This window comes from Delftia sp. SD018, assembly GCF_017355445.1.
In the GTDB taxonomy this organism is placed as follows: domain Bacteria; phylum Pseudomonadota; class Gammaproteobacteria; order Burkholderiales; family Burkholderiaceae_C; genus Comamonas; species Comamonas acidovorans.
In genome coordinates, this window is sequence record NZ_JADDRN010000040.1 from 1 (window position 1) to 19,604 (window position 19,604).

16 protein-coding genes are annotated in these 19,604 nt (G+C 66.4%); 4 read left to right on the plus strand and 12 right to left on the minus strand.

The annotated features are described in order from the left end of the window. Positions 1-296: 296 nt before the first annotated feature. On the minus strand, positions 297-1,541 hold the full coding sequence (locus INR38_RS26205) for a cyclopropane-fatty-acyl-phospholipid synthase family protein (RefSeq protein ID WP_046985902.1): 1,245 nt from the start codon (positions 1,539-1,541) through the stop codon (positions 297-299). A gap of 363 nt (positions 1,542-1,904) precedes the next feature. Between INR38_RS26205 and INR38_RS26210 the strand changes: the two genes are divergently transcribed. From INR38_RS26210 to INR38_RS26220, 3 genes are read left to right on the plus strand one after another with little or no spacing between them, the layout of a single operon-like run. Continuing rightward, positions 1,905-2,726 carry a hypothetical protein gene (locus INR38_RS26210; protein ID WP_242699200.1) on the plus strand — a complete coding sequence of 274 codons (822 nt, stop codon included), beginning with the start codon at positions 1,905-1,907 and terminating at the stop codon, positions 2,724-2,726. A 51-nt stretch (positions 2,727-2,777) separates the two neighbouring features. Next, a complete protein-coding gene (locus INR38_RS26215) occupies positions 2,778-3,710 on the plus strand; it encodes a DUF4349 domain-containing protein (protein WP_207444337.1) in 933 nt (310 codons plus the stop codon). Between the two features lie 53 nt (positions 3,711-3,763). Continuing rightward, positions 3,764-4,861 (plus strand): crosslink repair DNA glycosylase YcaQ family protein, encoded by a 1,098-nt coding sequence (locus INR38_RS26220; protein ID WP_207444336.1) that lies wholly within the window; start codon positions 3,764-3,766, stop codon positions 4,859-4,861. Positions 4,862-4,914: 53 nt separating this feature from the next. On the opposite strand, the gene INR38_RS26225 is transcribed toward INR38_RS26220, so the two are convergent. From INR38_RS26225 to INR38_RS26260, 8 genes are all read right to left on the minus strand, one after another. Then, positions 4,915-7,368: a TonB-dependent receptor gene (locus INR38_RS26225; protein WP_207444335.1), complete on the minus strand. Its 2,454-nt coding sequence runs from the start codon at positions 7,366-7,368 to the stop codon at positions 4,915-4,917. A gap of 126 nt (positions 7,369-7,494) precedes the next feature. Further along, entirely contained in the window at positions 7,495-8,502 is a 1,008-nt protein-coding gene (locus INR38_RS26230) for a FecR domain-containing protein (RefSeq protein ID WP_207444334.1), read from the minus strand. Position 8,503: 1 nt separating this feature from the next. Continuing rightward, complete coding sequence (locus tag INR38_RS26235; protein WP_207444341.1) at positions 8,504-9,022, minus strand: sigma-70 family RNA polymerase sigma factor; 519 nt, start codon at positions 9,020-9,022, stop codon at positions 8,504-8,506. Positions 9,023-9,125: 103 nt separating this feature from the next. Continuing rightward, the gene (locus INR38_RS26240; RefSeq protein ID WP_012204208.1) at positions 9,126-10,118 is read right to left on the minus strand and encodes a tripartite tricarboxylate transporter substrate binding protein; all 993 of its coding nucleotides are present in this window, start codon (positions 10,116-10,118) and stop codon (positions 9,126-9,128) included. A gap of 199 nt (positions 10,119-10,317) precedes the next feature. Continuing rightward, positions 10,318-11,085, minus strand: a complete 768-nt coding sequence (locus INR38_RS26245) for an SDR family oxidoreductase (protein ID WP_207444333.1) — start codon at positions 11,083-11,085, stop codon at positions 10,318-10,320. Continuing rightward, positions 11,085-12,812: an acetolactate synthase catalytic subunit gene (locus INR38_RS26250; protein WP_207444332.1), complete on the minus strand. Its 1,728-nt coding sequence runs from the start codon at positions 12,810-12,812 to the stop codon at positions 11,085-11,087. The genes INR38_RS26245 and INR38_RS26250 overlap by 1 nt, the downstream gene beginning before the upstream one ends. 90 nt (positions 12,813-12,902) lie before the next feature. Further along, the gene (locus INR38_RS26255) at positions 12,903-13,856 is read right to left on the minus strand and encodes an SMP-30/gluconolactonase/LRE family protein (RefSeq protein WP_016454704.1); all 954 of its coding nucleotides are present in this window, start codon (positions 13,854-13,856) and stop codon (positions 12,903-12,905) included. Positions 13,857-13,871: 15 nt separating this feature from the next. Continuing rightward, positions 13,872-14,858, minus strand: coding sequence for a tripartite tricarboxylate transporter substrate binding protein (locus INR38_RS26260; protein WP_207444331.1), 987 nt, complete (start codon positions 14,856-14,858; stop codon positions 13,872-13,874). 147 nt (positions 14,859-15,005) lie between these two features. Here INR38_RS26260 and INR38_RS26265 point away from each other — a divergent pair, with 147 nt between their 5' ends. After that, positions 15,006-15,719 (plus strand): GntR family transcriptional regulator, encoded by a 714-nt coding sequence (locus INR38_RS26265; RefSeq protein WP_207444330.1) that lies wholly within the window; start codon positions 15,006-15,008, stop codon positions 15,717-15,719. Positions 15,720-15,814: 95 nt separating this feature from the next. On the opposite strand, the gene INR38_RS26270 is transcribed toward INR38_RS26265, so the two are convergent. The 3 genes from INR38_RS26270 to INR38_RS26280 all read right to left on the minus strand — a co-directional run bounded on the left by INR38_RS26270 (position 15,815) and on the right by INR38_RS26280 (position 19,527). Then, positions 15,815-16,759: a nucleotidyl transferase AbiEii/AbiGii toxin family protein gene (locus INR38_RS26270; protein ID WP_207444329.1), complete on the minus strand. Its 945-nt coding sequence runs from the start codon at positions 16,757-16,759 to the stop codon at positions 15,815-15,817. Then, positions 16,752-17,378, minus strand: a complete 627-nt coding sequence (locus INR38_RS26275) for a hypothetical protein (protein WP_242699201.1) — start codon at positions 17,376-17,378, stop codon at positions 16,752-16,754. Before INR38_RS26275 ends, INR38_RS26270 begins: the two co-directional genes overlap by 8 nt. A 157-nt stretch (positions 17,379-17,535) precedes the next feature. Beyond that, entirely contained in the window at positions 17,536-19,527 is a 1,992-nt protein-coding gene (locus tag INR38_RS26280) for an ATP-binding protein (protein WP_207444328.1), read from the minus strand. Positions 19,528-19,604: the final 77 nt, after the last annotated feature.

Below are 19,604 nucleotides of genomic sequence, written 5' to 3' on the forward strand. Positions count from 1 at the left end.
TGCAGTCCTGCCGCAGGACAGGACTGCTTCGTCATCTGACTCGCCGTGATTGTCTGAACGGAGCGCGCAGCGCGAAGTGAGTTTCACGGCGAACCCCGCAGGCGGCCCGACGCAGGTTGCCCCGCAGCGCAGCGAAGGGGTCGCGGGCATTCGGGTCGCCTTTGCTTTGCCTACTTTCCTTTGGCGAAACAAAGGAAAGTAGGTCGGCCGCCGGGCCGAGACCCGGCCTCGAAAAAACACCACCCGGCAGGGTCAAAAAGCCAAACCCGCGTCACGCCAGACGAACAAGACAAGCCTCACGACAAGGTCCGCTCGTACATATACCGCCGCGACCAAGCCAACGAAGCAGCCCCCTGCCCCGCCCTCCGACAAACAACCTGAAAGATAGACACATCATCGTGTTCAAACGCATAAGCACACCCCGCCAGATACACCCTCCAAATCCGAAACCTCTCCTCCTCCACCAACGCCCGAATCTCCGGCACACAAGCCTCGAACCGCTCCAGCCACAACTGCAACGTGCGCACGTAATGCCGCCGCAACCCCTCCACATCCAGCACCTCCAGCCCCCCACGCTGCATGGCCTCCAGCGCCAGGCTCAGGTGCGGCAGTTCGCCATCAGGAAACACATACCGGTCGATGAACGCGCCGCCGCCCAGGGCCGTGGCGCCCACGTCCGCATCGGTGGAGGTGATGCCGTGGTTCAGCGCCAGGCCGTCATCGGCCAGCAGCTCGCGCATGTGCGCAAAGTACATGGGCAGGTTGCGGCGGCCCACATGCTCGAACATGCCGACGCTGGTGATGCGGTCGAAGCGCCCCTGCACGTCGCGGTAGTCCTGCAGGCGGATCTCGATGCGGTCGGCCAGGCCTGCGGCGCGCACGCGCTCGGTGGCCGCTTCGAACTGATTGCGCGACAGGGTCACGCCCACGCAGTGCGCGCCAAAGTGCTGGGCCGCGCGCAGCACCAGGGCGCCCCAGCCGCAGCCTATGTCCAGCAGGCGCTGGCCGGGCTGCAGGCGGATCTTGGTGAGGATGTGGTCCAGCTTCTTGCGCTGGGCAGTGGCCAGGTCCTCGTCGCCGTTCTCGAAGTAGGCGCAGGAGTAGACCATGCCCTCGTCCAGCCAGAGCCGGTAGAAGTCGTCGGACACGTCGTAGTGGTACTGGATGGATTCGCGGTCCGTGCTGCGGCTGTGCCGAAAGCGCCTGGCCGCGCGTGCCGCAAGCGCCAGCCGCCCCGGCCCCTTGCCCGCGCCCTGGGTCTTGGACATGCGGCGAGCCAGCGCATAGCCGAAGTCGATGATGTCGGGCAGGCGGCCGTCGATGTCGATCTGGCCCTTCACATAGGCCTGGCCCAGGTGGTCCAGGCTGGGGTCCAGCAGCAGCGGCAGGGCCGAGGCGCTGCGCACGGTGAGCGTGACGCGCGGCTGCTCGAAACGGCCGAAGTCGAACTGCTCGCCATTCCACAGCACCAGCCGCGCCGGCAGATCGGCCCGCGCACGCACGGCCTCGGCCCAGCGCCTGAGCTTCTTGTCCCAGAACATCGTGCATCTCCCCGGGGCTGCCTGCGCCCCCCTTTTGACATGACCCGCATGAACCGCATGAAAAGCAAATGACGAGTCTTGCCGGTTCATGTGACGGCAAGACGTCAGCGCGGCAGCCCGCGCCGGTAGCGGATCGATACAGACCCGATGGCGCCCACACCCCGCCAGCGGCCCGGCTTGGGGCACACTGGCCGGCGTTCCAACTGCCCCGGCGCGAAAGCGCCTGCGACAGACCCATGCAAGCCTTTGACCTGAGCATCGAACACTGCATCGAGCACCGCAACGAACAACGCAGCACCGGCGGCCACCGCCGGCCGGATTTCAGGAACCTGCCATCGAACTGGAGCCAGTGACGCCATGGCCATGACCCATACCCAGGCGCTGTCCAAGCTGGCAGCCGATACCCTGGTGCAGACCCTGGAGGAAGACGTGGCGCGCGTGATGGCGCGCACGTTTGCGCTGGGCCGGCACGATGCCGCTATCGCGGCCAACTACGGCGGCCATGCCCTGCCGCCCCTGCTGCGGCGCTGGAGCTGCGTGCTGCAGGCCGGTGATGCCAAGGCAACGGCGCTGTACCGGCACAAGACGGCGCTGGCCCTGGCCATCGTGCTGCACAGGAACGGCCTGGCCGACGCGGGCCTGAACGCGGCCGCGCGCACGGCCATCGATGTGCTCAATGCCGAGGTGGCGCTCAGCGATGACTTCTTTCGCAAGTCGGCGCAGATCCGCCAGGACTTCCTGGACACGCCGCCCGCGCCGCCCAAACGCTCGCCGGGCCTGCCCGACAGCCTGACCTTCTACCGCGCGGCCGATGTGGTGGCCATGGAGCTGGACAGGCGCTTCTACGCCCTGTACGTGCACGGCTGCGCCCGGACCAACCAGAGCCCCATCGTGGAGTTCTATGACGCGGTGTTCGACCACCTGCCGCAGATGGCGGAGCTGGCCGACGTGCGCGCCCGGGGCCGGCGCTACAACGATGGTGTGGGGCGGGTGGCGCGGTTTTCCATATCGGGCCTGAAGTTCCTGCCCGACCCTGCCGGCCAGTTCACCCTGGTCAAGGCCTGCGTGGAGACGCCGCCGGACCCCGGCCATCTGCAAAAGGGCGACTGGCTCTACACCGTGTCCGACATCTTCGAGCTGCAGTCCGAGGTGGACACCATGTTCGGCCCCGGCGGCAAGCCCTGAGCCTTGAGCCCTGGCAGCGGCCTGTTCTTGCCTGTTTTCAAGAGGAAATTCATGACGCATCACCGGCCTTCCACTCTGCCCTCCCGCATGGCCTTGCCGGCCGTGCTGGCACTGGCTGCCACCCTGGCCCTTGCGGGCTGCAACCAGCGGCACGACACAGCAGCCATGGAATCTGCGCCCGCCCCCGCGCCCATGGCGGGCGGCGCCGGCATGAAGCAAGGCCGCGCCGCCACTGTGCAGGCCGAGGATGCGGCAGCAGCCGCACCAGAGACATCGGCGCAGGACGAGATGGCCCAGCGCTTCCTGGCCGTGCGCCAGGAGCTGAACGTGGAAGTGCCGCAGGCGCAGTTGGCCGATGCCTGGGGCCAGGTGCGCGACCTGTGCGCCACGCTGCGCTGCGAGCTGCTGTCGGCATCTCTTCTGCGCGAGACGCCCCAGCAGCCCGGCAACGCCATGCTGGAGATGCGCGTGGCGCCGGCCGATGTGCAGCGGCTGCTGGGCACGCTGGCCGGCGTGGCCACCATCGTGTCGCAGAACACCATCAGCGAGGACAAGACGGCCGAGGTGATCGACGTGGAGGCGCGCATCAGGAACCGCACCGAGTTCCGCGACAGCCTGCGCCTGATGCTGCGCGACACCACGACCAAGCGCACCATGTCCGACCTGCTGGAGATACAGCGCACGCTGTCGGACACGCAGGCCGAGCTGGACGCCATGGCCGCCCAGCGCAAGGTGCTGGAGCAGCAGACCAGCAAGCAGCACATACAGATCCAGTTCACGCCCACCCGCGCCCTGGTGCAGGGCGGCACCAGCTACAGCCCCATAGGCCGCGCGCTGCGTGATGCCGGCCATGTGCTGGGCGAGAGCATGGCCGCGCTGATCACCTTCGTGGCGGCCGTGCTGCCCTGGCTGGTGCTGGTGGTGCTGCCGCTGGGCTGGGTACTGCGCGCGCTGTGGCGGCGCAGGCGTGCCAGGAAGGCCTGAGCGGCACGGCAGGATCAGGAAGTACGGCGGCACGGCCGTGCTCCAATCAATCCATGCCCACCGAACCGAGCCTTGACGACCTGCGCCGCCATGCCGTGGCGCGCACCCTGTTCACACCGACCACCCTGCCTGCGGCCATACAGCGCCTGGGCTTTGTGCAGGCAGACCCGATTCGCGCGCCGGCCCGGGCACAGGACCTGACGCTGCGCCACCGCGTCAAGGACTACCGCGCCGGCGATCTGGAACGCCGCTACGCGCGCCTGCCGATCGACGAGGACTGCCTGGTCAACTACGGCTTTCTGCCCAGTGAGCACCTGGCGCTGATGCACCCGCGCCAGGCCCGCAAGGCCTGGGATGCCGAGACGCAGCGCAAGGCCGCCGAGGTGCTGGCCTTTGTGCGCGAACGCGGCGCCGCGCATCCGCGCGAGGTGGAGCAGCATTTCTCGCACGGAAGCGTGAAGAACTACTGGGGCGGCTCGGGCAGCGCCAGCACGCAGCTGCTCGACGGCATGCACTACCGCGGCCTGCTGCGCGTCAAGCGCCGCGACAGCGGCACGCGCGTCTACGAGGCCATCGCCCACCCGCCTGCCGACGACAGCCCCGCCGCCAGCGCCCGGCGCGCCGCCGCGCTGATCGACCTGGTGGTGCGCAAGTACGCACCGCTGCCGGCCCCCAGCCTGACCTACCTGGTGCGCCTGCTGGGCTATGGCGCGCCCCACCTGGCGCAGCAGACCCAGGCGGCGCTGCGGCTGGCGCGCGAGCAGTTGGCCAGTTGCCGCATCGACGGAACCACCTGGTACTGGCCCGCCGACGAGAACCCACGCTCGCGCCGCCATGCCTTCGACGAGCGGCTGCGCCTGCTCGCGCCCTTCGACCCCGTGGTCTGGGACCGGCGCCGCTTCACGCTGCTCTGGGGCTGGACCTACAAGTTCGAGGCCTATACGCCACCGGCCCGGCGCCAACTCGGCTACTACGCCCTGCCCATGCTCTGGCAGGGCCATGTGATCGGCTGGGCCAACCTGCAGGCGCGCGAGGGCCGGCTGGAGCCGTCATTCGGCTATGTGGCCGGCGCGGCGCCCGGCGATGCCGCCTTCCGCAGCGCGCTGGATGAGGAGCTGCAGCGCATGGAGCTGTTCCTGGCGCCGCGCTGAGGCGCAGGCACTCGCCCCCTGCGCGTGGTTGCCGCCCCACAGGGGCAGTCCACTCAGAAGGTTCCGCGCAGCGTGAGCGTGGCATTGCGCGGCATGCCGTAGTAGGTGCCGTTGCGCGCGCCGCCCACGGCAGCCCAGTAGACCTTGTCGGTCACGTTGCCGATGTTGAGCGCGGCCGTCCAGTTGCGGTTGATGCGGTAGGAGGCACGCAGGTCCAGCACAGCGTGGCCGGGGTTTTGCACCGTGTCCACGCGGGCATGGCTTTGCGCGCTGAGGTTGGCGCCCACCTTCCAGGCCGACCATTCGCCGGGCAGCGCGTAGCTGGTGGACACGCGCAGCAAGCTGCGCGGGGTGTCGGTGCTCAGCGAGCTGCCTTCGTCGTCGCGCGTGTTCAGCCAGGTGTAGCCGCCAGAGACCTGCCAGCCGCGTGCAAGCTCGCCGCCGATCTCGGCATCGAAGCCCTTGCTGCGCAGCACGCTGGAGTTGCGGTAGCAGTCATTGGTGGTCACGCCGGGGCACAGGCCTTCGTTGCCGGTGTCGAACACGGCCACGTCGCGCTTCTTGATGTTGAACACCGAGAAGGCCACGTTGAGCTTGCGCTCGAACAGTTCGCCCTTGATGCCGGCCTCGTAGTTGGCGCCCACGGCCGGCTTGAGACGGTTGCCCTGCACGGTGGCGTACTGCGACTGGGGCTGGAAGGTGCTGGTGTAGCTGGCATAGACCGACCAGAGTTTGTCCAGGTCGTAGACCAGGCCCGCATACGGCGTGAAGCGGCCGTTTTCGCGGTAGTCGTTGGTCAGCGCGCCGGTGAAGGTGTCGTTGGAGCGGAACTTGAACCAGTTCAGGCGCCCGCCCAGGTGCAGGTGCAGGCGTTCGGCCAGCTGCAGGCGCCCGCTGCCGTAGATGCCCAGCAGTTGCTTGCGCTCCCTGAGACCGAAGTCATAAGGAGGAGCCACGGGATCGGGGATGCGCGAATGGTCGAAACGGAAGACGTCCAGGGGCATGGCCTCGCCAGAGGAGGCCGACTGGGTCAGCACCTTCTGCTGGGTCCAGCTGGTGCCGAACATGACCTTGTGCGTGCCGCCCAGCGCCTGAAAGCTGCCGGTGACGTTGGCATCCAGCCCCGTGGCATCGATGTCGCGCGCAATGAAATCGTTGCCCACGTAGCGCAGGCCCTGCAGGGTAACGGGATCGATGGCGCCGCGCGCCGACCCCAGCTTCTGGTCGATGCTGGTCTTGCCGTGGTTGAGCGTGAGCTTGGCCACCCAGTCGCCTCCCATGCGGTGCTCGACCTCGCCGAACACGTCATCGACCTGGGCCTCGTGGCGGTTCCAGCGCTGGCCCAGCGAAGTGGAGCGCGGCAGGCCCAGCGAGGCGCCGTTGGAGTAGCTGGGCAGGCCGAAGATGCTGTAGCCGTCGATGTCGGTCTGCTCATGGCGGTAGCCCGCCGTGACCTTGGTGCCGGCGCCCAGGTCGGCGTCGATCACGCCGTAGAGCATGGGCGAGCGCGAATGCACCAGGTCGATGAAGCTGTGGCGGTCGGTATAGGCGGCCACCACGCGGCCGCGCACCGTGCCGGCCTCGTTGAGCGCGCCGCCTCCATCGATCTCGGTGCGGAAGTTGTTCCAGGAGCCGATGCTCTGGGCAAACTCGAAGTGCTTTTCCGCACGCGGGCGCTTGCGCACCATGTTGACCACGCCGCTGGGGTCGCCCGCGCCCACCACCAGGGCGCCTGCGCCGCGCAGCACTTCCACGCGGTCGAGGATGGCCGTGTCCATGGGCACCCAGCCCGTGGGGCTGTAGGTGCCGCCGGCCACGCCGTCGAGCAGGTAGTTGGAGTCAGGGATCTCGTAGCCGCGCATCATGTAGACGTGGGCCCCGAAGTTGCGCTGCGACTTGGTGGCGCCCGTGGTCTGCAGGATGACGTCCTCGACGGAAGACAGGTTCTGGTCATCCATCTGCTGGCGCGTGACCACGGTCACGGACTGCGGTGTCTCGCGAATGGACTGCTCCATCTTGCCGATGCTCAGAGCGCGCGTGGTGTAGGAGCCGGTCTGCTCGGTGGTGGGGCTGGTGATGGCCTGGGCCGTGACACGCACCTCGGCCATGGCCTGGGCCGTGCCTGCGGTGCGTGCAGCGGCAGCTGCGGAGGCTGGAGCGGGCGCTGCGGTTCGCAGGCCCCAGTTGCCCGAGCCCGTGCGCACCAGCTCCAGCCCGCTGCCCTGCAGCGCCGCGCGCGCGGCCTGCTCGGGCGTGTAGCTGCCGCGCACGGCGGGCGCGGTCAGGCCGCGCACCAGCTCGGCGTCAATGCCGATCTGCTGGCCGCTTTCGGCGCCTATGCGCGCCAGCGCGCTGCCCAGCGGCTGGGATGGCAGGTCGTAGCTGCGCACGGACGAGGCGGCTGGCGCAGCGGGCGCGGAAGGGGAAGTCTGGGCGTGGGCGCTCAGCGCGCAGGCCAGGGCGGCAGCGGCCAAGGTGCGCAAGGGCAAGGGGCAGGAGAGCAGCATGCGGGTTCTCGACAAGGAGGTTGGTAGGGCCTGAAAAGCAGGTTTCCAAGGCTTGTCGAGCGCGCCGCAAAAAGTGTTCATTTTTTTGCGCGCAGGCACCGACCTCACCCGATAGTCACTCGACAGTCACTCGATGGTTACCAGCCAGCCACGCTGGTAGACGTTCACGGCAATGGGCAGGGTCTCGGCCAGCGCCGCCAGGGCGCGGTCGGTGTCGTCCAGCGAAAACGTGCCGTAGACATGCAGGGCCGCCGCACGCGGCGCCACGCGGATGAAGCCCGCGCGGTAGGCGCGCAGGGCCTGCACCACCTCGCCCAGCGGCTGGTCATGCGCCTCCAGCATGCCGAGCTGCCAGGCCGAGGCGGTGCCGGGCTCAGTCGCATCCTCGGCAATGCCCGCCGGCCCGAAGCGTGCACTGCGGCCTTGGGCCAGCACCTGGCTTGCACCCTGGGGCGTGGTGATCTCCACGCTGTGCTCAAGCATGCTCACCAGGCTGCTGCAGGCCTCCTGGCGCACCACGAAGCGCGTGCCCAGCGCGCGCACCTGGCCGTGGGCCGTGCGCACGGTGAAGGCGGCGCCCCCTTGCCCTGCCTCCCAGGCCTGTGGCGCCGCATGCGCCAGCAGCGTGCCCTGGCGCAGGATGACGGTGCGGCGGCCACCACTGAAGTCCAGGTCAGCCGCCGAGCGCGCATCCAGCGTGATGGTGCTGCCATCGGGCAACGCAAAATCACGCCGCTCGCCCGTGCCGGTGCGCAGGTCGGCAGCCCATTGGCTGATGGGTGCGTGGCGGTGGGCCACGAAGGCGGTGCCCACCGCCATGCCGCCCAATCCCAGCGCGCCGCGCAGCAGGCTGCGGCGACGGCGGATGCGCGATTCGGCACGCTGCAGCGCCTGGCCCATCAGGCTGCCCGAGGCCGCAGGCGCACCGGTGCGCAGCGGCGACAGCATCTGTTGCAGCGGTGCCTGCAGCCGCTCCCAGGCCAGGCGGTGGCCGGCATCGGCCCGCAGCCATTGCTCGAAGCCCTGGCGCTCGCCATCGCTGACGGAGCCCGAGTTCAGCGTGACCAGCCAGCCCACAGCCGCCTCGGTGGCGGCATCCAGACTGCTGCCGTCCTGCGAAAGAGAGGCCGCCATGTCAGCCGCCGCGCGCTACGGCAATGCCGGCCTGCTGGCGGGCCAGCGCGATGGCGATGCGCCGGAAGGCCTCGGCCATGTGGCGGCGCACCGTGCTCAGGGAAATGTCCAGCTGGTCGGCAATGGCCTGGTAGGTCAGGCCGTCGATCTGGCTCAGCAAAAAGGCCTGGCGCGCCTTGAGCGGCAAGCCGTCCAGCGCCTGGGCGATGTGCTCCAGCGTCTCCAGCAGCACGGCGCGCTCTTCGGGAGAAGGCGCCAGCTCCTCGGGCTGCAGGGCCAGGGTCTCCACATAGGCCCGCTCCAGCTCACGCCGGCGCCACAGCGTGAACAGCAGGCGCTTGGCAATGGTGGTCAGAAAGGCGCGCGGCTCCTGCACCACGGCAGCGGGGCGCCCGGCCACCACGCGCACAAAGGTCTCGGACGCCACATCCTGCGCCTCGGCCGTGTCGCGCAGCCGGGCCTTCAGACGCGACAGCAGCCAGGCATGGTGGCCCACATACAGCTGCTGGACCTGGAGCATGGATTCTGGAGGCGTGTGCGGCACGGACATGGGGCGGTATTTTAGCCGCCCGCAATAAGAATGGTTTGCATTCCACCATTCCCCCAGGGCAGCCGGACCGCCCTCAGTTCATGCGCGGCAGATTCGCCGCCTTGATGGCCGCGCCCATGGACTCATGGCCCTGGACCAGCTTCCTGCGGTATTCGGCGCCGGTGAGCGGCGCCGGGTCCACGCCGGCTGACTCGAAGATGCGCGCCACCTGGGGCCCCTCGGCGGCTGCCATGGCGACGCGCTCCAGCCTGTCGCGCAGGGCCGGGGGCACGCCCTTGGGATAGGCCAGGCCGATCCAGGAGTCGATCTCCACGTCGTAGCCCTGCTCCCTGAGCGTGGGCACCTCGGGCAACTCCTTCCAGCGCATGGGGCTGGCGCTGGCGAGCAGGCGCATTTTTCCGGCCTTGACGTGCTGGACGATGTCCGAAGGGTTCTGCACGATGACGTCCACCTGCCCGCCGATCAGGCCGGCCACGGTCTCGGCGCCGGACTTGTAGTTGATCTCTTCGAACCTGCCGCCCGTCTTGCGCCCCAGCTCGTACATGGCCAGGTTGTTGGGCGCGGACGGCGCGCCAAAGAAGATGCCCTTACCCTGGCGGGACGCGGCCACCAGGTCGGCCATGGTCTTGTAGGGCGAGTCCGCGCGCACGGCCACGCCATAGCGGTAGCGGGCCACGCCTGCGATGAAGTCGAAGTCATCGACCTTGTAGTCCACCTTCATGAGGTGGGGCGTGATGGCGATGGTCGAAAACGTCACCACGCCCAGCGTATAGCCGTCAGGCTTTTGCCGGGCCAGAGACGAGACGCCCAGCGTGCCCTGCGCTCCCGCGCGGTTGTTGGGCACCACGGGCTTTTTGAGCAGGCCCTCCATGGCATTGCCGATGGCGCGCGAGGCCACGTCAGTATTGCCGCCTGCGCCGTAGTTGATGATCAGGGTCAGTTCCCGCTCGGGAAACGCGTCCGTGCCCTGGGCCAGCGCCGGGGCGCCGGCTGCGGCCGCCAGCGCTGCCGCGCAGAAGGCCGAAAGCAGGCATCGGCGAGATGCGGGGGATGGATATGCATGCATGGTTGTCTCTCGTTGCGATCTTGGGTTCTGTCGTCTTTGGAAGTCGTGCTTTCACGGTGCTGCGTACTACCCACTGACCGGGAAACAGGCACGCCCTGGAAGTGGGGGCACCGAGGAAGGGCCGCCCCGCACCGAGGGTGCCGTCCCCCCGCGAAGCGAGAGGGGGAAGCGGCGCAGCCGCTCAGGGGGGCGTCCTTCCTCAATTCATGAAGAAGCCGCCGTTGACGTCGATCACCGCGCCATTGGTGAAGCCTGCGGACTCGCTGCACAGGTAGCGGATGGCGGCACCGACCTCGGCCGCCTCGCCCAGGCGCCGCACCGGGATCTGCTCCGCATAGCGGCGGTTGACCTCGTCGCCGGCCTGCTGCGCCATCGGCGTCAGGATGCGGCCCGGCGCCACGCAGTTGGTGGTGATGCCGTACTGGCCCATCTCCGAGGCGATGGAGCGGCTCAGGCCCAGCACGGCTGACTTGCTCAGCATGTAGGCGGGGCCGGCCACGATGGACTTGCCGCGCCCGGCCAGCGAGGACACGTTGACGATGCGCCCCCAGAGCCGCTGCTTCATGCCCGGCAGCGCCAGCTGGCACAGGCGCAGCATGGACAGCAGGTTGACGTCCAGGATCTGTTGCACCTCGCCCAGCCCCACTTCGAGGATGCCGTTGGACTGTCCGCTGGCGTTCTTGAGGCTGATGCCGGCGTTGTTGACCAGGATGTCCACGCCGCCGTGGCGCTGCACCATGTCCGCGACCACGCGCTGGCGGGCTGCCTCGTCGCAGACATCGAGCACCACGGCGCTGGCCCGGGCACGCAGTTCCTGCGGAACCAGATCCAGGTCGGGCGCGGCCAGGTCAGCCAGCACCACGCGGCGGCCGTCGCGCAGCAGTTCGATGGCGGTGGCCAGGCCGATGCCGCGCGCGGCGCCGGTCACCAGGGCCGTGCGGAGGGGGAAGTTCTCAGGCGCGCTCATCAGTGGCTCTCCGGCGTGTAGAAGGTGATGGGGGGAAAGGCGTCTTCGGTGCACATGACCTCGATCAGCGTGGCCTCTTCGGCGGCCATGGCGGCGAGCAGCACGGGGGCGATGGCATCGGCCGATTCCACGCGCACGCCGTGGATGCCGCAGGCCCGTGCGATGGCCGCATGGTCCACGCCGCTGAAGTTCACGGCCGAGGTGTGCTCGCCGAACTTCACATGCTCGGCATGCTTCTGGTAGCCCAGGATGCCGTTGTTGATGAGGACGGTGATGACCTTGATGCCCATGCGCCTGCAGGTCTCCATCTCCGACCACACATGGCCGAAGCCGCCGTCGCCCACCAGGCAGAACACCTGGCCGCCGTCCTGCGCCAGGCGCGCGCCCATGGCCATGGGCATGCCCCAGCCCAGGCCCGCCAGGCCGCGCGGCGTGAGGAAGCGCTGGCCGGCCCGGCGCGCGGTCAGGTAGTTGGTGACCCACAGCGTGGAGTAGCTGGCATCGGCCACCACGGTGTCCTCGGCGGTCAGCAGGGCGTCGAGCTCATGCATGATGCGTTCGGGCCGTATGGGTGCGGCGTTGGACAGGCGTACTTCGGCTGATTCCTGCCGGTGCCTTTCCCTGCCCTTGGCAATGCGTGCGGCCAGTGCAGCGCGCTGGCCGGTACGGGCCGACAGATCCAGCGGCCCGGCGATGTCCAGCATGGCTTGCAGCGCCAGCCGCGCATCGCCCACCAGGCGCATGGCGTCGTAGTTGCGCCCTATCTCCTGGCCGTCGATATCGAGGTGGATGAATTGCGCATCGCGCGGGTACAGCGTCCAACTGTCCGTGCCGTTCTGGTTGGTGCGGTTGCCGATCAGAAACACCACGTCGGGCCCGGCCACGAAATCCTTCAGGTAGCGGCCCGAGCCATTGGGCCCCAGGCAGTTGGCGACCACGCCCAGCGACAGCTCATGCGTCTCGGCCACGGCACCCTTGCCCATGTTGGTGGTGGCCACGGGCAGGCTCAGCGCATCGGCAAAGGCGCTCAGTGCCTCGCTGGCACCCGAGATGTGCACGCCGCCACCGGCAACGATGACCGGCGCGCGGGCCTGGAGCAGCGCACCCACGGCCTGTTCCAGCAATTGCCGTTCGGGCACGGCGCGGTCCAGCGGAAAGCGGGCCAGTGCAGCGGGCCGGGGCACGCCGGACGGCTGGGCAGGCTCGGTGAGCAGGTCAGCCGGCAGCATCAGCGCCACGGGGCCAGGCCGGCCGCTGCAGGCCGCGATGATGGCCTGCTCCACATAGTCCTCCACGCGCGATGCCTGGTCCACGCGGCGCACCCACTTGGTCACGGGCTTGAACAGGCCCATGTGGTCCAGGTCCTGGAAGGCGTTCCTGTCGGTCTGGTCGCGCGCCACGTCCTGCACCAGCGCAATGATGGGGATGGAGACCTTCAGCGCCTCGGCCAGCGGCGCCACCAGCAGCGCTGCGGCCGGCCCGTTCTGCGCGGTGATCACGGCCGGCCGGCCACTCATGCGGGCATGGGCATCGGCCATGTAGCCGCCCGCGTTCTCGGTGCGGTAGGCGATCTGGCGCAGGCCCAGTTCCTCGGCAGCCAGCACGAACATGCTGGGCAGGCTCTGCCCGAAGAACTGCGTGATGCCGTGCCGCTTCAGGACCCGTGCCACCAAGTGGCCTACGGTGTCCTGCTTGTTCAATCCAGGGTTGCTCAGGGGTTTCGACATGGGTTGCGGTTTCCGTTCAACAAAAAAAGGCGTAGCGGCTCCCTCGCCATGGCAATCGCCAGCGATACGGAAAGGGAAGCCAGGGGGAACTTATCTATTCAGGAAATTCAAAGGCAATCCAGGACACGGCCAGTCCAGCGCCACCAGCCGCCCCGTGGAAGACAGGGTGACAAAAGCCGTCTTCAGGTCCTTACCGCCAAAGCAGATGTTGGTCGTCATGGGGTCGGGCAACTCGACCCTGTGCAGCACCTGCCCGGCCGGCGAGACCACGGTGATGCCGCCCTCGCCCAGCGTGGCAAGGCAGATGTTCCCTTCGGCATCCACAGCCAGGGAGTCGATGTTCTGCATGCCCGGCAGGCGGCAGACCAGCCGTCCGCCATTGGGCGAATCGGGCCAGGGCCGGGCCAGGATGTGCCCGGGCTCGCCGATGTCGAAGGCCCACAGCCGCCCCGTGAAGGTCTCCGCCACATAGAGCGTCTTCTCATCGGGAGAAAGACCGATTCCGTTGGGCGACCACAGCGGGAAGACGGCCTCGCGGATGGCGCTGCCATCGGCCAGCGCGTAGCAGACGCCGCCCCGGTCCACCTCGCGCGGGCGCACCTTGCCGTGGTCGGTGAACCAGAACCCGCCATGCCGGTCGAAGACCAGGTCGTTGGGCCCCTTCAAGGGTCCGCTGCCGCTTTGCGTGTACAGGCATTCGACCTGACCCGAGGCCAGGTCCACGGCCTCTATGCGCCCGCCTGAATAGTCGTTGGCCTGGCCTATGGGCCGCAGTCCATGCTCCGCACTGCGGTGCCACTGGAAGCCACCGTTGTTGCAGATGAACAGCTTGCCGCCGGGGCCTATGGCGGCGCCGTTCGGGCCTGCGCCCAGGTGGACGAGCTGCCGCCTTGTGCCATCGGCCGTCACCCGGGTCAGCCAGCCGTTGGCGATCTCCACCAGCACGACCGATCCATCGGGCATGGCCACCGGGCCTTCGGGAAACTCCAGGCCGTCGGCCAGTGCCCGGAGCGAGGGTTCTGTTTTTTGCAGCGTGTATGTCATGTGCGCCTCACTGCATCAATCGATGCTCAGGTTCAGGCGCCTGATCACGGCACCGTATTTTTCGGAATCGTCCCTGACCATGGCCTGCAATTGCTGCGGGGTGGACGGCGAAACCTCCAGCGCCATTTCCGAGAAATTCTTCTGCAACCGGGGATCCGCCAGGGCCTTGTGCAGCACGACGTTGAGCTGCTCCACCACGGCGGGCGGCGTGCCGCCAGCGACGAAGGCGCTGAAATGGTTGGCGATCTCCACCCCGCGCGCGCCCGCCTCGGCGAAGGTCGGCACATCGGGCAGATGCGGCGAGCGCCGGTCTCCCGTGACGGCGATAACCCGGACCTTGCCCGACCGGGCATAGGGCACGACGGTGGGCAGGTCGGACATGAAGACCGGCACCTGCCCCGCCAACAGGGCCTGCATGGCCGGCGCACTACCCTTGTAGGGCACGTGCACCATCTGGATGGCGCTGCCGGCCAGGAACATCTCCATGGCGAGGTTGGTGCCGTTGCCATTGCCGGTGGAGGCATAGCTCAGGTCGCCATGCGACCTGGCATGGGCCACCAGCTCCCGGACACTGCCTGCGGGAAACGAAGGCAAGGCCACCAGCGCGATCGGATTGCGCGCCAACACGGTGACCGGCACCAGTGCGAGCTCCGGGTCATAGGCCAGCTTCCTGAAGAGGAACGGGTTCATCGACGCCACCGAGGGATCGAAGACCGCGAAGGTATGGCCATCGGCGGGTGCGGCCTGCAGGGCCTGCACGGCGATCACGCCCGAGCCGCCGGGCCGGTTGTCCACCACTACGGCCTGTCCGGTCTGCCCCGTGATGGCCGCCGCAATCTGGCGCGCGATGTTGTCCGAGGCCCCGCCTGCGGCATAGGGCACCAGGATTCGCAGCGGCTTGGATGGATAGGTGGTGGATGCAGCGGACGCCGCGCAAGAAAGGCTGATAAGGGCCGTGCCCATGGCAAGCCATTGACGGCGGTTCGATGGTGATACGGGCATGTCTCCTCCCTGGATTTTGATGCATGATACTTGATGCATCAAACACCAAACATGGGGTTAGCCCGTGGACCAGGCACGCTCGGATGTGACGGTCACCCCACCATCCCCCGGGAGGTACCATTGCGCCCAAGCAGTTGCGGAGGCCCGATGTCCAGCGTTTTTTCACAGATCCGAACCAATCAGACCCTTGCCGAAAAAACCTATCTGCAGATCCGTGACGCCATCGTGAGAGGCCAGCTGCAACCCGCGCAGCGCCTCGTCTACCGCAGCCTGGCCGAAGAGTTCGGCATCAGCCCCACGCCCGTGCGCGATGCCATACAGCGCCTGGCCTCCGAAGGCGCCCTGGACCTGGACGACCGCGGCGTGGCCACAGTGCCCGTGCTCAGCGTGGAGCAGTACGTGGAAATCATCGCCCTGCGCATCGAACTGGAAGGCCGCGCCGCCGCAGCCGCCGCCAGCCGCCATCCGGGCCAGGGCTTCATCGACACCCTCACCCGGCTGCACCAGGACCTGGAAAAATCCATTGCCGTGGACGACGACGCCACGCTGATCGCCAACGAGCGCTTCCACTTCTCCATCATCGAAGCGGCGCAGCAGCCCGTGCTGGCCAGCCTCATCGGCCTGCTGTGGCTCAAGTGCGGCCCGTCCGTGCGCTACCTCTACCGGGGCACCTACGCCCGCGCGACCGAACATCCCCACATCCGGCTGATCCATGCGCTGGAGCAAAGGGATGGCCCCGCCGCCCGGCAGGCCGTGGTGCAGGACCTGCAAAGCGCCTGCCTGCATATCCTCAGGAAGATTGCCAAGGATGATGGGATGGAGTTTCCGCAGGAGTGGGTGGTGGCGGGGCTGCGGACTTAGGGAACACGGAGACTTGCCCGTCAGGCAGGCGGGCCATTCCTATGCAAGCCCATGAGGACTATTGAGTCCTTTTTCATCAAGGAGTCCTGTGCCCATCACAGCACATGGATGTGCTCGCGGATGCGGGCCAGAAGAAGGTCGAAATCCGGCTGTCCTTGGTAATACAAGGCCCGTGTCTTGCGGTACTCCTGCGCAAAACGGTCGCATTGAGCAGCATCGGCCAGCACAAATGCCGGGTTGAGGGAGATGGCCAGCTCATCTCCGGAACGGAACCGCTCGATCTTGCGTTGCTGATAGGCCGGTGTTCCGATGAAGCACTGCACTTCCTCCATGCCCAGGAGGCAATACACATCGTAGTAATGCCGCAGGAAGTTGGCAGGAAATGCCCGGCTTGCATCCAGCCTGCGGTACTTGGTGGAGATGGTCTGCAATTTTTCGACGAAAGTGTGCGTCGGTGCATAGCAAGGCACATTCACCGCACGGTTGTCCCGCAGCGGGATATCGCGCTCCATGGCAGCCTCCAAGGCCCACGAAGAGATGGTCACTGCGCGATTGGGTGCCGTGTCATCGAATCCCAATTCCAACAGGATGCCGTCCTTGATCCCCGCAAGCGCCGCCGTTCTTGGCGTGTAGATCAACCGGATCCCGGCGCTGCGCATCTTGTCATCGTCAAACAGGCGATCCCGCTGAACTTCGACCACCCCGGGAATGCAGATGGTTTGCGCAAGCGCGTCGTAATAGGCTCGCCGTGATTCGACGTGAGCGGGCTTGTCGTGATTGCGGCCTGTCTTGACGTCCATTCCTTGCGGCGGGTCGATGCGGATATCGATGTCTTCGGAAAAACGATGGATGACACCGAAGCCCTTGGACAGCGATGTGCCGCCCTTCAGCTCGAACCGCAGCCCCTGGGCCTGAAGACCCCAGAGGCAATGCATGATCCAGTAGTCTTTTTCCACCAGCACAGGAGCTAGGCCACGTTCGTCGGCCACCAACGAGAGGAGTTGGTCGAAATCCCTGCGCTCGTGAAGAAAATCAGCCACCGCTCCACTCCCTCAAGATTTTTCGGGTAGCCGCGTTGGCATAGCGCTCAATCGCCTGACGCAGGCGCTCGGCATCAAAGGACGGCATCTTTTTGCGCGCCTGCCCAAGAACCAGTTCCCCATCTTCAGCCAGCTCATCCAGGTTGTTGAGCAAGTCCACGAACAGGAACTCGGGGCTGAGTTTCTTCGGAAAACGGGGCTTTACCCGAAAGTCGAAATCACGATTGCCCAACCGAAAGATGCCGTGCCGCTTGCGGTTGTAAACCCAGGTGCTGTTGTACAGCTGCGTGGTACCGACACCCACCGCATTGAAGGCGGAAGGCGAAAACAACAGGAAATCGCTGTCCCGCAGAAAGCTCTGGACCACTTGATCGTCAGCAGGTGGCAGCGGCCCGAAATCGGACTGCTTGGGTGCGTGATACAGCCCTTGCGCCAACTTCTTCAATCTTCCGCCAGCCACCAGCTCACTCAGATGCCGGTCTACCGCCGTGGAAAGCGGTGCCAGGTCTTCGCGTCGGTACACGCCACCAGGGCGCAGCTCTTCCGCCAGGAGTGCAGCACCTCCCCGCAAGGGTTCAGCAGAAGTACGGACGACACCCATGATGGCTGGATTCTTCATTGAAATTTCATGCATCCTAGCATCTGCAGGAGATGGGAAACATTCCCAGTTCCACGCGTTGCTCTGGAGCAGCGCCGCCACGAACACCATCCTCAAACTTTACCCAATAACCGCCAGCGAATCGACGCTTGCAGGCGACCGCAAGGAGGCGGCCTGCTCATTTGGCCGCCGCGACTTCCTCTCCACTGGCCGGAACCGGCTCAGCATCGAAGACGCCTTCCAAGTATTTGGCGTAATGCTCCTGCAGATGCTTGAGGGAGGCGCCCTTGTCGGCTTGGTATTCGAGCCGCTCTTGGAAGAATTTCATGCGGCTCCGGTTCTCCGCCAAGACCTGGCCCCAAGTCTTCACGTAGATGCAGACGTTGTCCTTCTTGTGGATCAGCCCGGACTCGTCGGTCATGCGGAATTTCGCGTGCGGGCCGACATCGTCGCTGATGACCCAGAACACCCATGACACCTTGACGTTGCGGAACCGCTGGTCATCCATGACCGATGCGGCGTAGCCCTCGATCTGCGATATCTCATCGGTGTTGACCTTGACCTTGGGCGCCTTGAGCTCGACCACCAAGTGGGTGATCGAGTCCGAGTTGTGCCGCCGCGTGGATCGGGACAGCATCAAATCCACGATGCCACGCTCCTGCGAGACATGCTTGACCGGGGCGTCGATGACGATATCCTCCCCGAGGATTTTCTTGTGCGACCGTAGGACTTCCGTCAGCGACTGGTCATCGACAGACAGCATGAAGTCCTCGCCGAACATCCAGCAGTTTTGGGCGACGATGCGGTGCAATTGGGTTCGCTCGCGCAGCCTCTTCTTAGGCGCGGTATCGAACAGCACCGCCTCGATGCCGGTCAGGAACTTCAAACGATCCGCCACAATCTTGGCGGAACTGATGATCGAAGACAGCGACACGTCGCGCAGCAGCTCGGCGAGCTCCTCCTGCTGGCGCTTGGGCAGCCGCAGGACTTCGTTCAAGATGACCTGCAGCTCCTCGGGGCTTTTTTCGATCGCCTGCCTGAGCATGCGAAGCTGGAAAGACTTGTTTTGCTGGGCGGAGCTGGCGAACTCGGGCAGGTTCTTGGCGACGCTGACGGCCACGATCTCGAACACTTGCCGCTCGACCTCCTCCACGCGCGTGGCCGGATCGCCATCGAAGGGATACACCTTCTCGGTCTTCCATTCCTCGACGTAGCTGCGGGCCTCTATCGCGGAGCGCTGCCGGAAGTAGTCCTTGATCGTCTTCTGGGCCTCGTCGATCGCAGCCACGACCGGCGTCTGCATCTCCGCGAGGTCCACGGTCCCATCTTTCTGCGCCACCGTCAGATACGTGGATTCAAGATACGCGGTGAATTGGAAGTCGCCAATGTGGAATCGGCGATCGACCTGCACGAGAGGAAAGCGTTTCTCGTTGCAGAGGAACAGAGCCCGGTTGGACAGCCCCTTCCATTCGACGATCTCAAGCCGGACGGGATGCGCCTTGCCGCCTGATTCGATGTCGGCGAGGTTGAAGGCCTTCCTGCTGGCGATCATCAGGGCCGGGTCGATGCGCCTGCCGCCGATGGTCACGTTGACATCGGGATAGTCGGCCAGATAGAGGGCGAAGACTTCGGCCAAGACATGGATGCCCGAGTCGCTCACAAAGGAGCGGAAGTCCTTGTGCGGATCGGAGATCGTCAGCGTGACGCCGGCATCGGTCGGCTTGGCGACTTCGATCTCGTCGGAGATGTTCACATGGCGGATGTCGTTGGCCGACATCGTGATCGAATACTTCCAGAGCTTCCCGTCGCGCTTGTATGCGACGGCCCATTCGGCTCGGGTCCCAATGGCGAACGCCTTGAAGCGGCCCCTGCCCTCTTGGCCGTGCAAGAACCTTCCGGTCTCGGTGGAGCCTCCCGGCTTCTTCCATGAGCCGCCGAGGCGTCGAAAAAACTCAGGAGCGCTCGCCCTCGGAATGCCATTGCCATCGTCGCGAATGATGACTTCCGACAAGGTGCCCATCTCGTTGTGCTCAAACGAGACGGAAACTCGGCCGGCATCGGCGTCCAAGCCATTCCAAATGAGTTCCGCCAAAGCCTGCACCGGCTTCGCGCGAGTGATCTTCTCCAAGAAATCCGATTGAACTTCGACCGGATACTGTTGCTGGGCCATGGAAAATCTCCCTTTTGTAATAGCGCCTGCGAAGCAGGGTGGCCGCCTCGTTGAGGATGGCTGACTGCACGGTCCCC

What these genes read in the sequence shown, in the direction of transcription:
- INR38_RS26210 (WP_242699200.1), top strand. Translation starts at nt 1,905, where the DNA reads ATGACCCATACCCAGGCGCTGTCCAAGCTGGCAGCCGATACCCTGGTG.
- INR38_RS26260 (WP_207444331.1), bottom strand. Translation starts at nt 14,858, where the DNA reads ATGCCCGTATCACCATCGAACCGCCGTCAATGGCTTGCCATGGGCACG.
- INR38_RS26235 (WP_207444341.1), bottom strand. Translation starts at nt 9,022, where the DNA reads ATGCTCCAGGTCCAGCAGCTGTATGTGGGCCACCATGCCTGGCTGCTG.
- INR38_RS26225 (WP_207444335.1), bottom strand. Translation starts at nt 7,368, where the DNA reads ATGCTGCTCTCCTGCCCCTTGCCCTTGCGCACCTTGGCCGCTGCCGCC.
- INR38_RS26220 (WP_207444336.1), top strand. Translation starts at nt 3,764, where the DNA reads ATGCCCACCGAACCGAGCCTTGACGACCTGCGCCGCCATGCCGTGGCG.
- INR38_RS26215 (WP_207444337.1), top strand. Translation starts at nt 2,778, where the DNA reads ATGACGCATCACCGGCCTTCCACTCTGCCCTCCCGCATGGCCTTGCCG.
- INR38_RS26205 (WP_046985902.1), bottom strand. Translation starts at nt 1,541, where the DNA reads ATGTTCTGGGACAAGAAGCTCAGGCGCTGGGCCGAGGCCGTGCGTGCG.
- INR38_RS26245 (WP_207444333.1), bottom strand. Translation starts at nt 11,085, where the DNA reads ATGAGCGCGCCTGAGAACTTCCCCCTCCGCACGGCCCTGGTGACCGGC.
- INR38_RS26230 (WP_207444334.1), bottom strand. Translation starts at nt 8,502, where the DNA reads ATGGCGGCCTCTCTTTCGCAGGACGGCAGCAGTCTGGATGCCGCCACC.
- INR38_RS26265 (WP_207444330.1), top strand. Translation starts at nt 15,006, where the DNA reads ATGTCCAGCGTTTTTTCACAGATCCGAACCAATCAGACCCTTGCCGAA.
- INR38_RS26250 (WP_207444332.1), bottom strand. Translation starts at nt 12,812, where the DNA reads ATGTCGAAACCCCTGAGCAACCCTGGATTGAACAAGCAGGACACCGTA.
- INR38_RS26275 (WP_242699201.1), bottom strand. Translation starts at nt 17,378, where the DNA reads ATGAAGAATCCAGCCATCATGGGTGTCGTCCGTACTTCTGCTGAACCC.
- INR38_RS26280 (WP_207444328.1), bottom strand. Translation starts at nt 19,527, where the DNA reads ATGGCCCAGCAACAGTATCCGGTCGAAGTTCAATCGGATTTCTTGGAG.
- INR38_RS26255 (WP_016454704.1), bottom strand. Translation starts at nt 13,856, where the DNA reads ATGACATACACGCTGCAAAAAACAGAACCCTCGCTCCGGGCACTGGCC.
- INR38_RS26240 (WP_012204208.1), bottom strand. Translation starts at nt 10,118, where the DNA reads ATGCATGCATATCCATCCCCCGCATCTCGCCGATGCCTGCTTTCGGCC.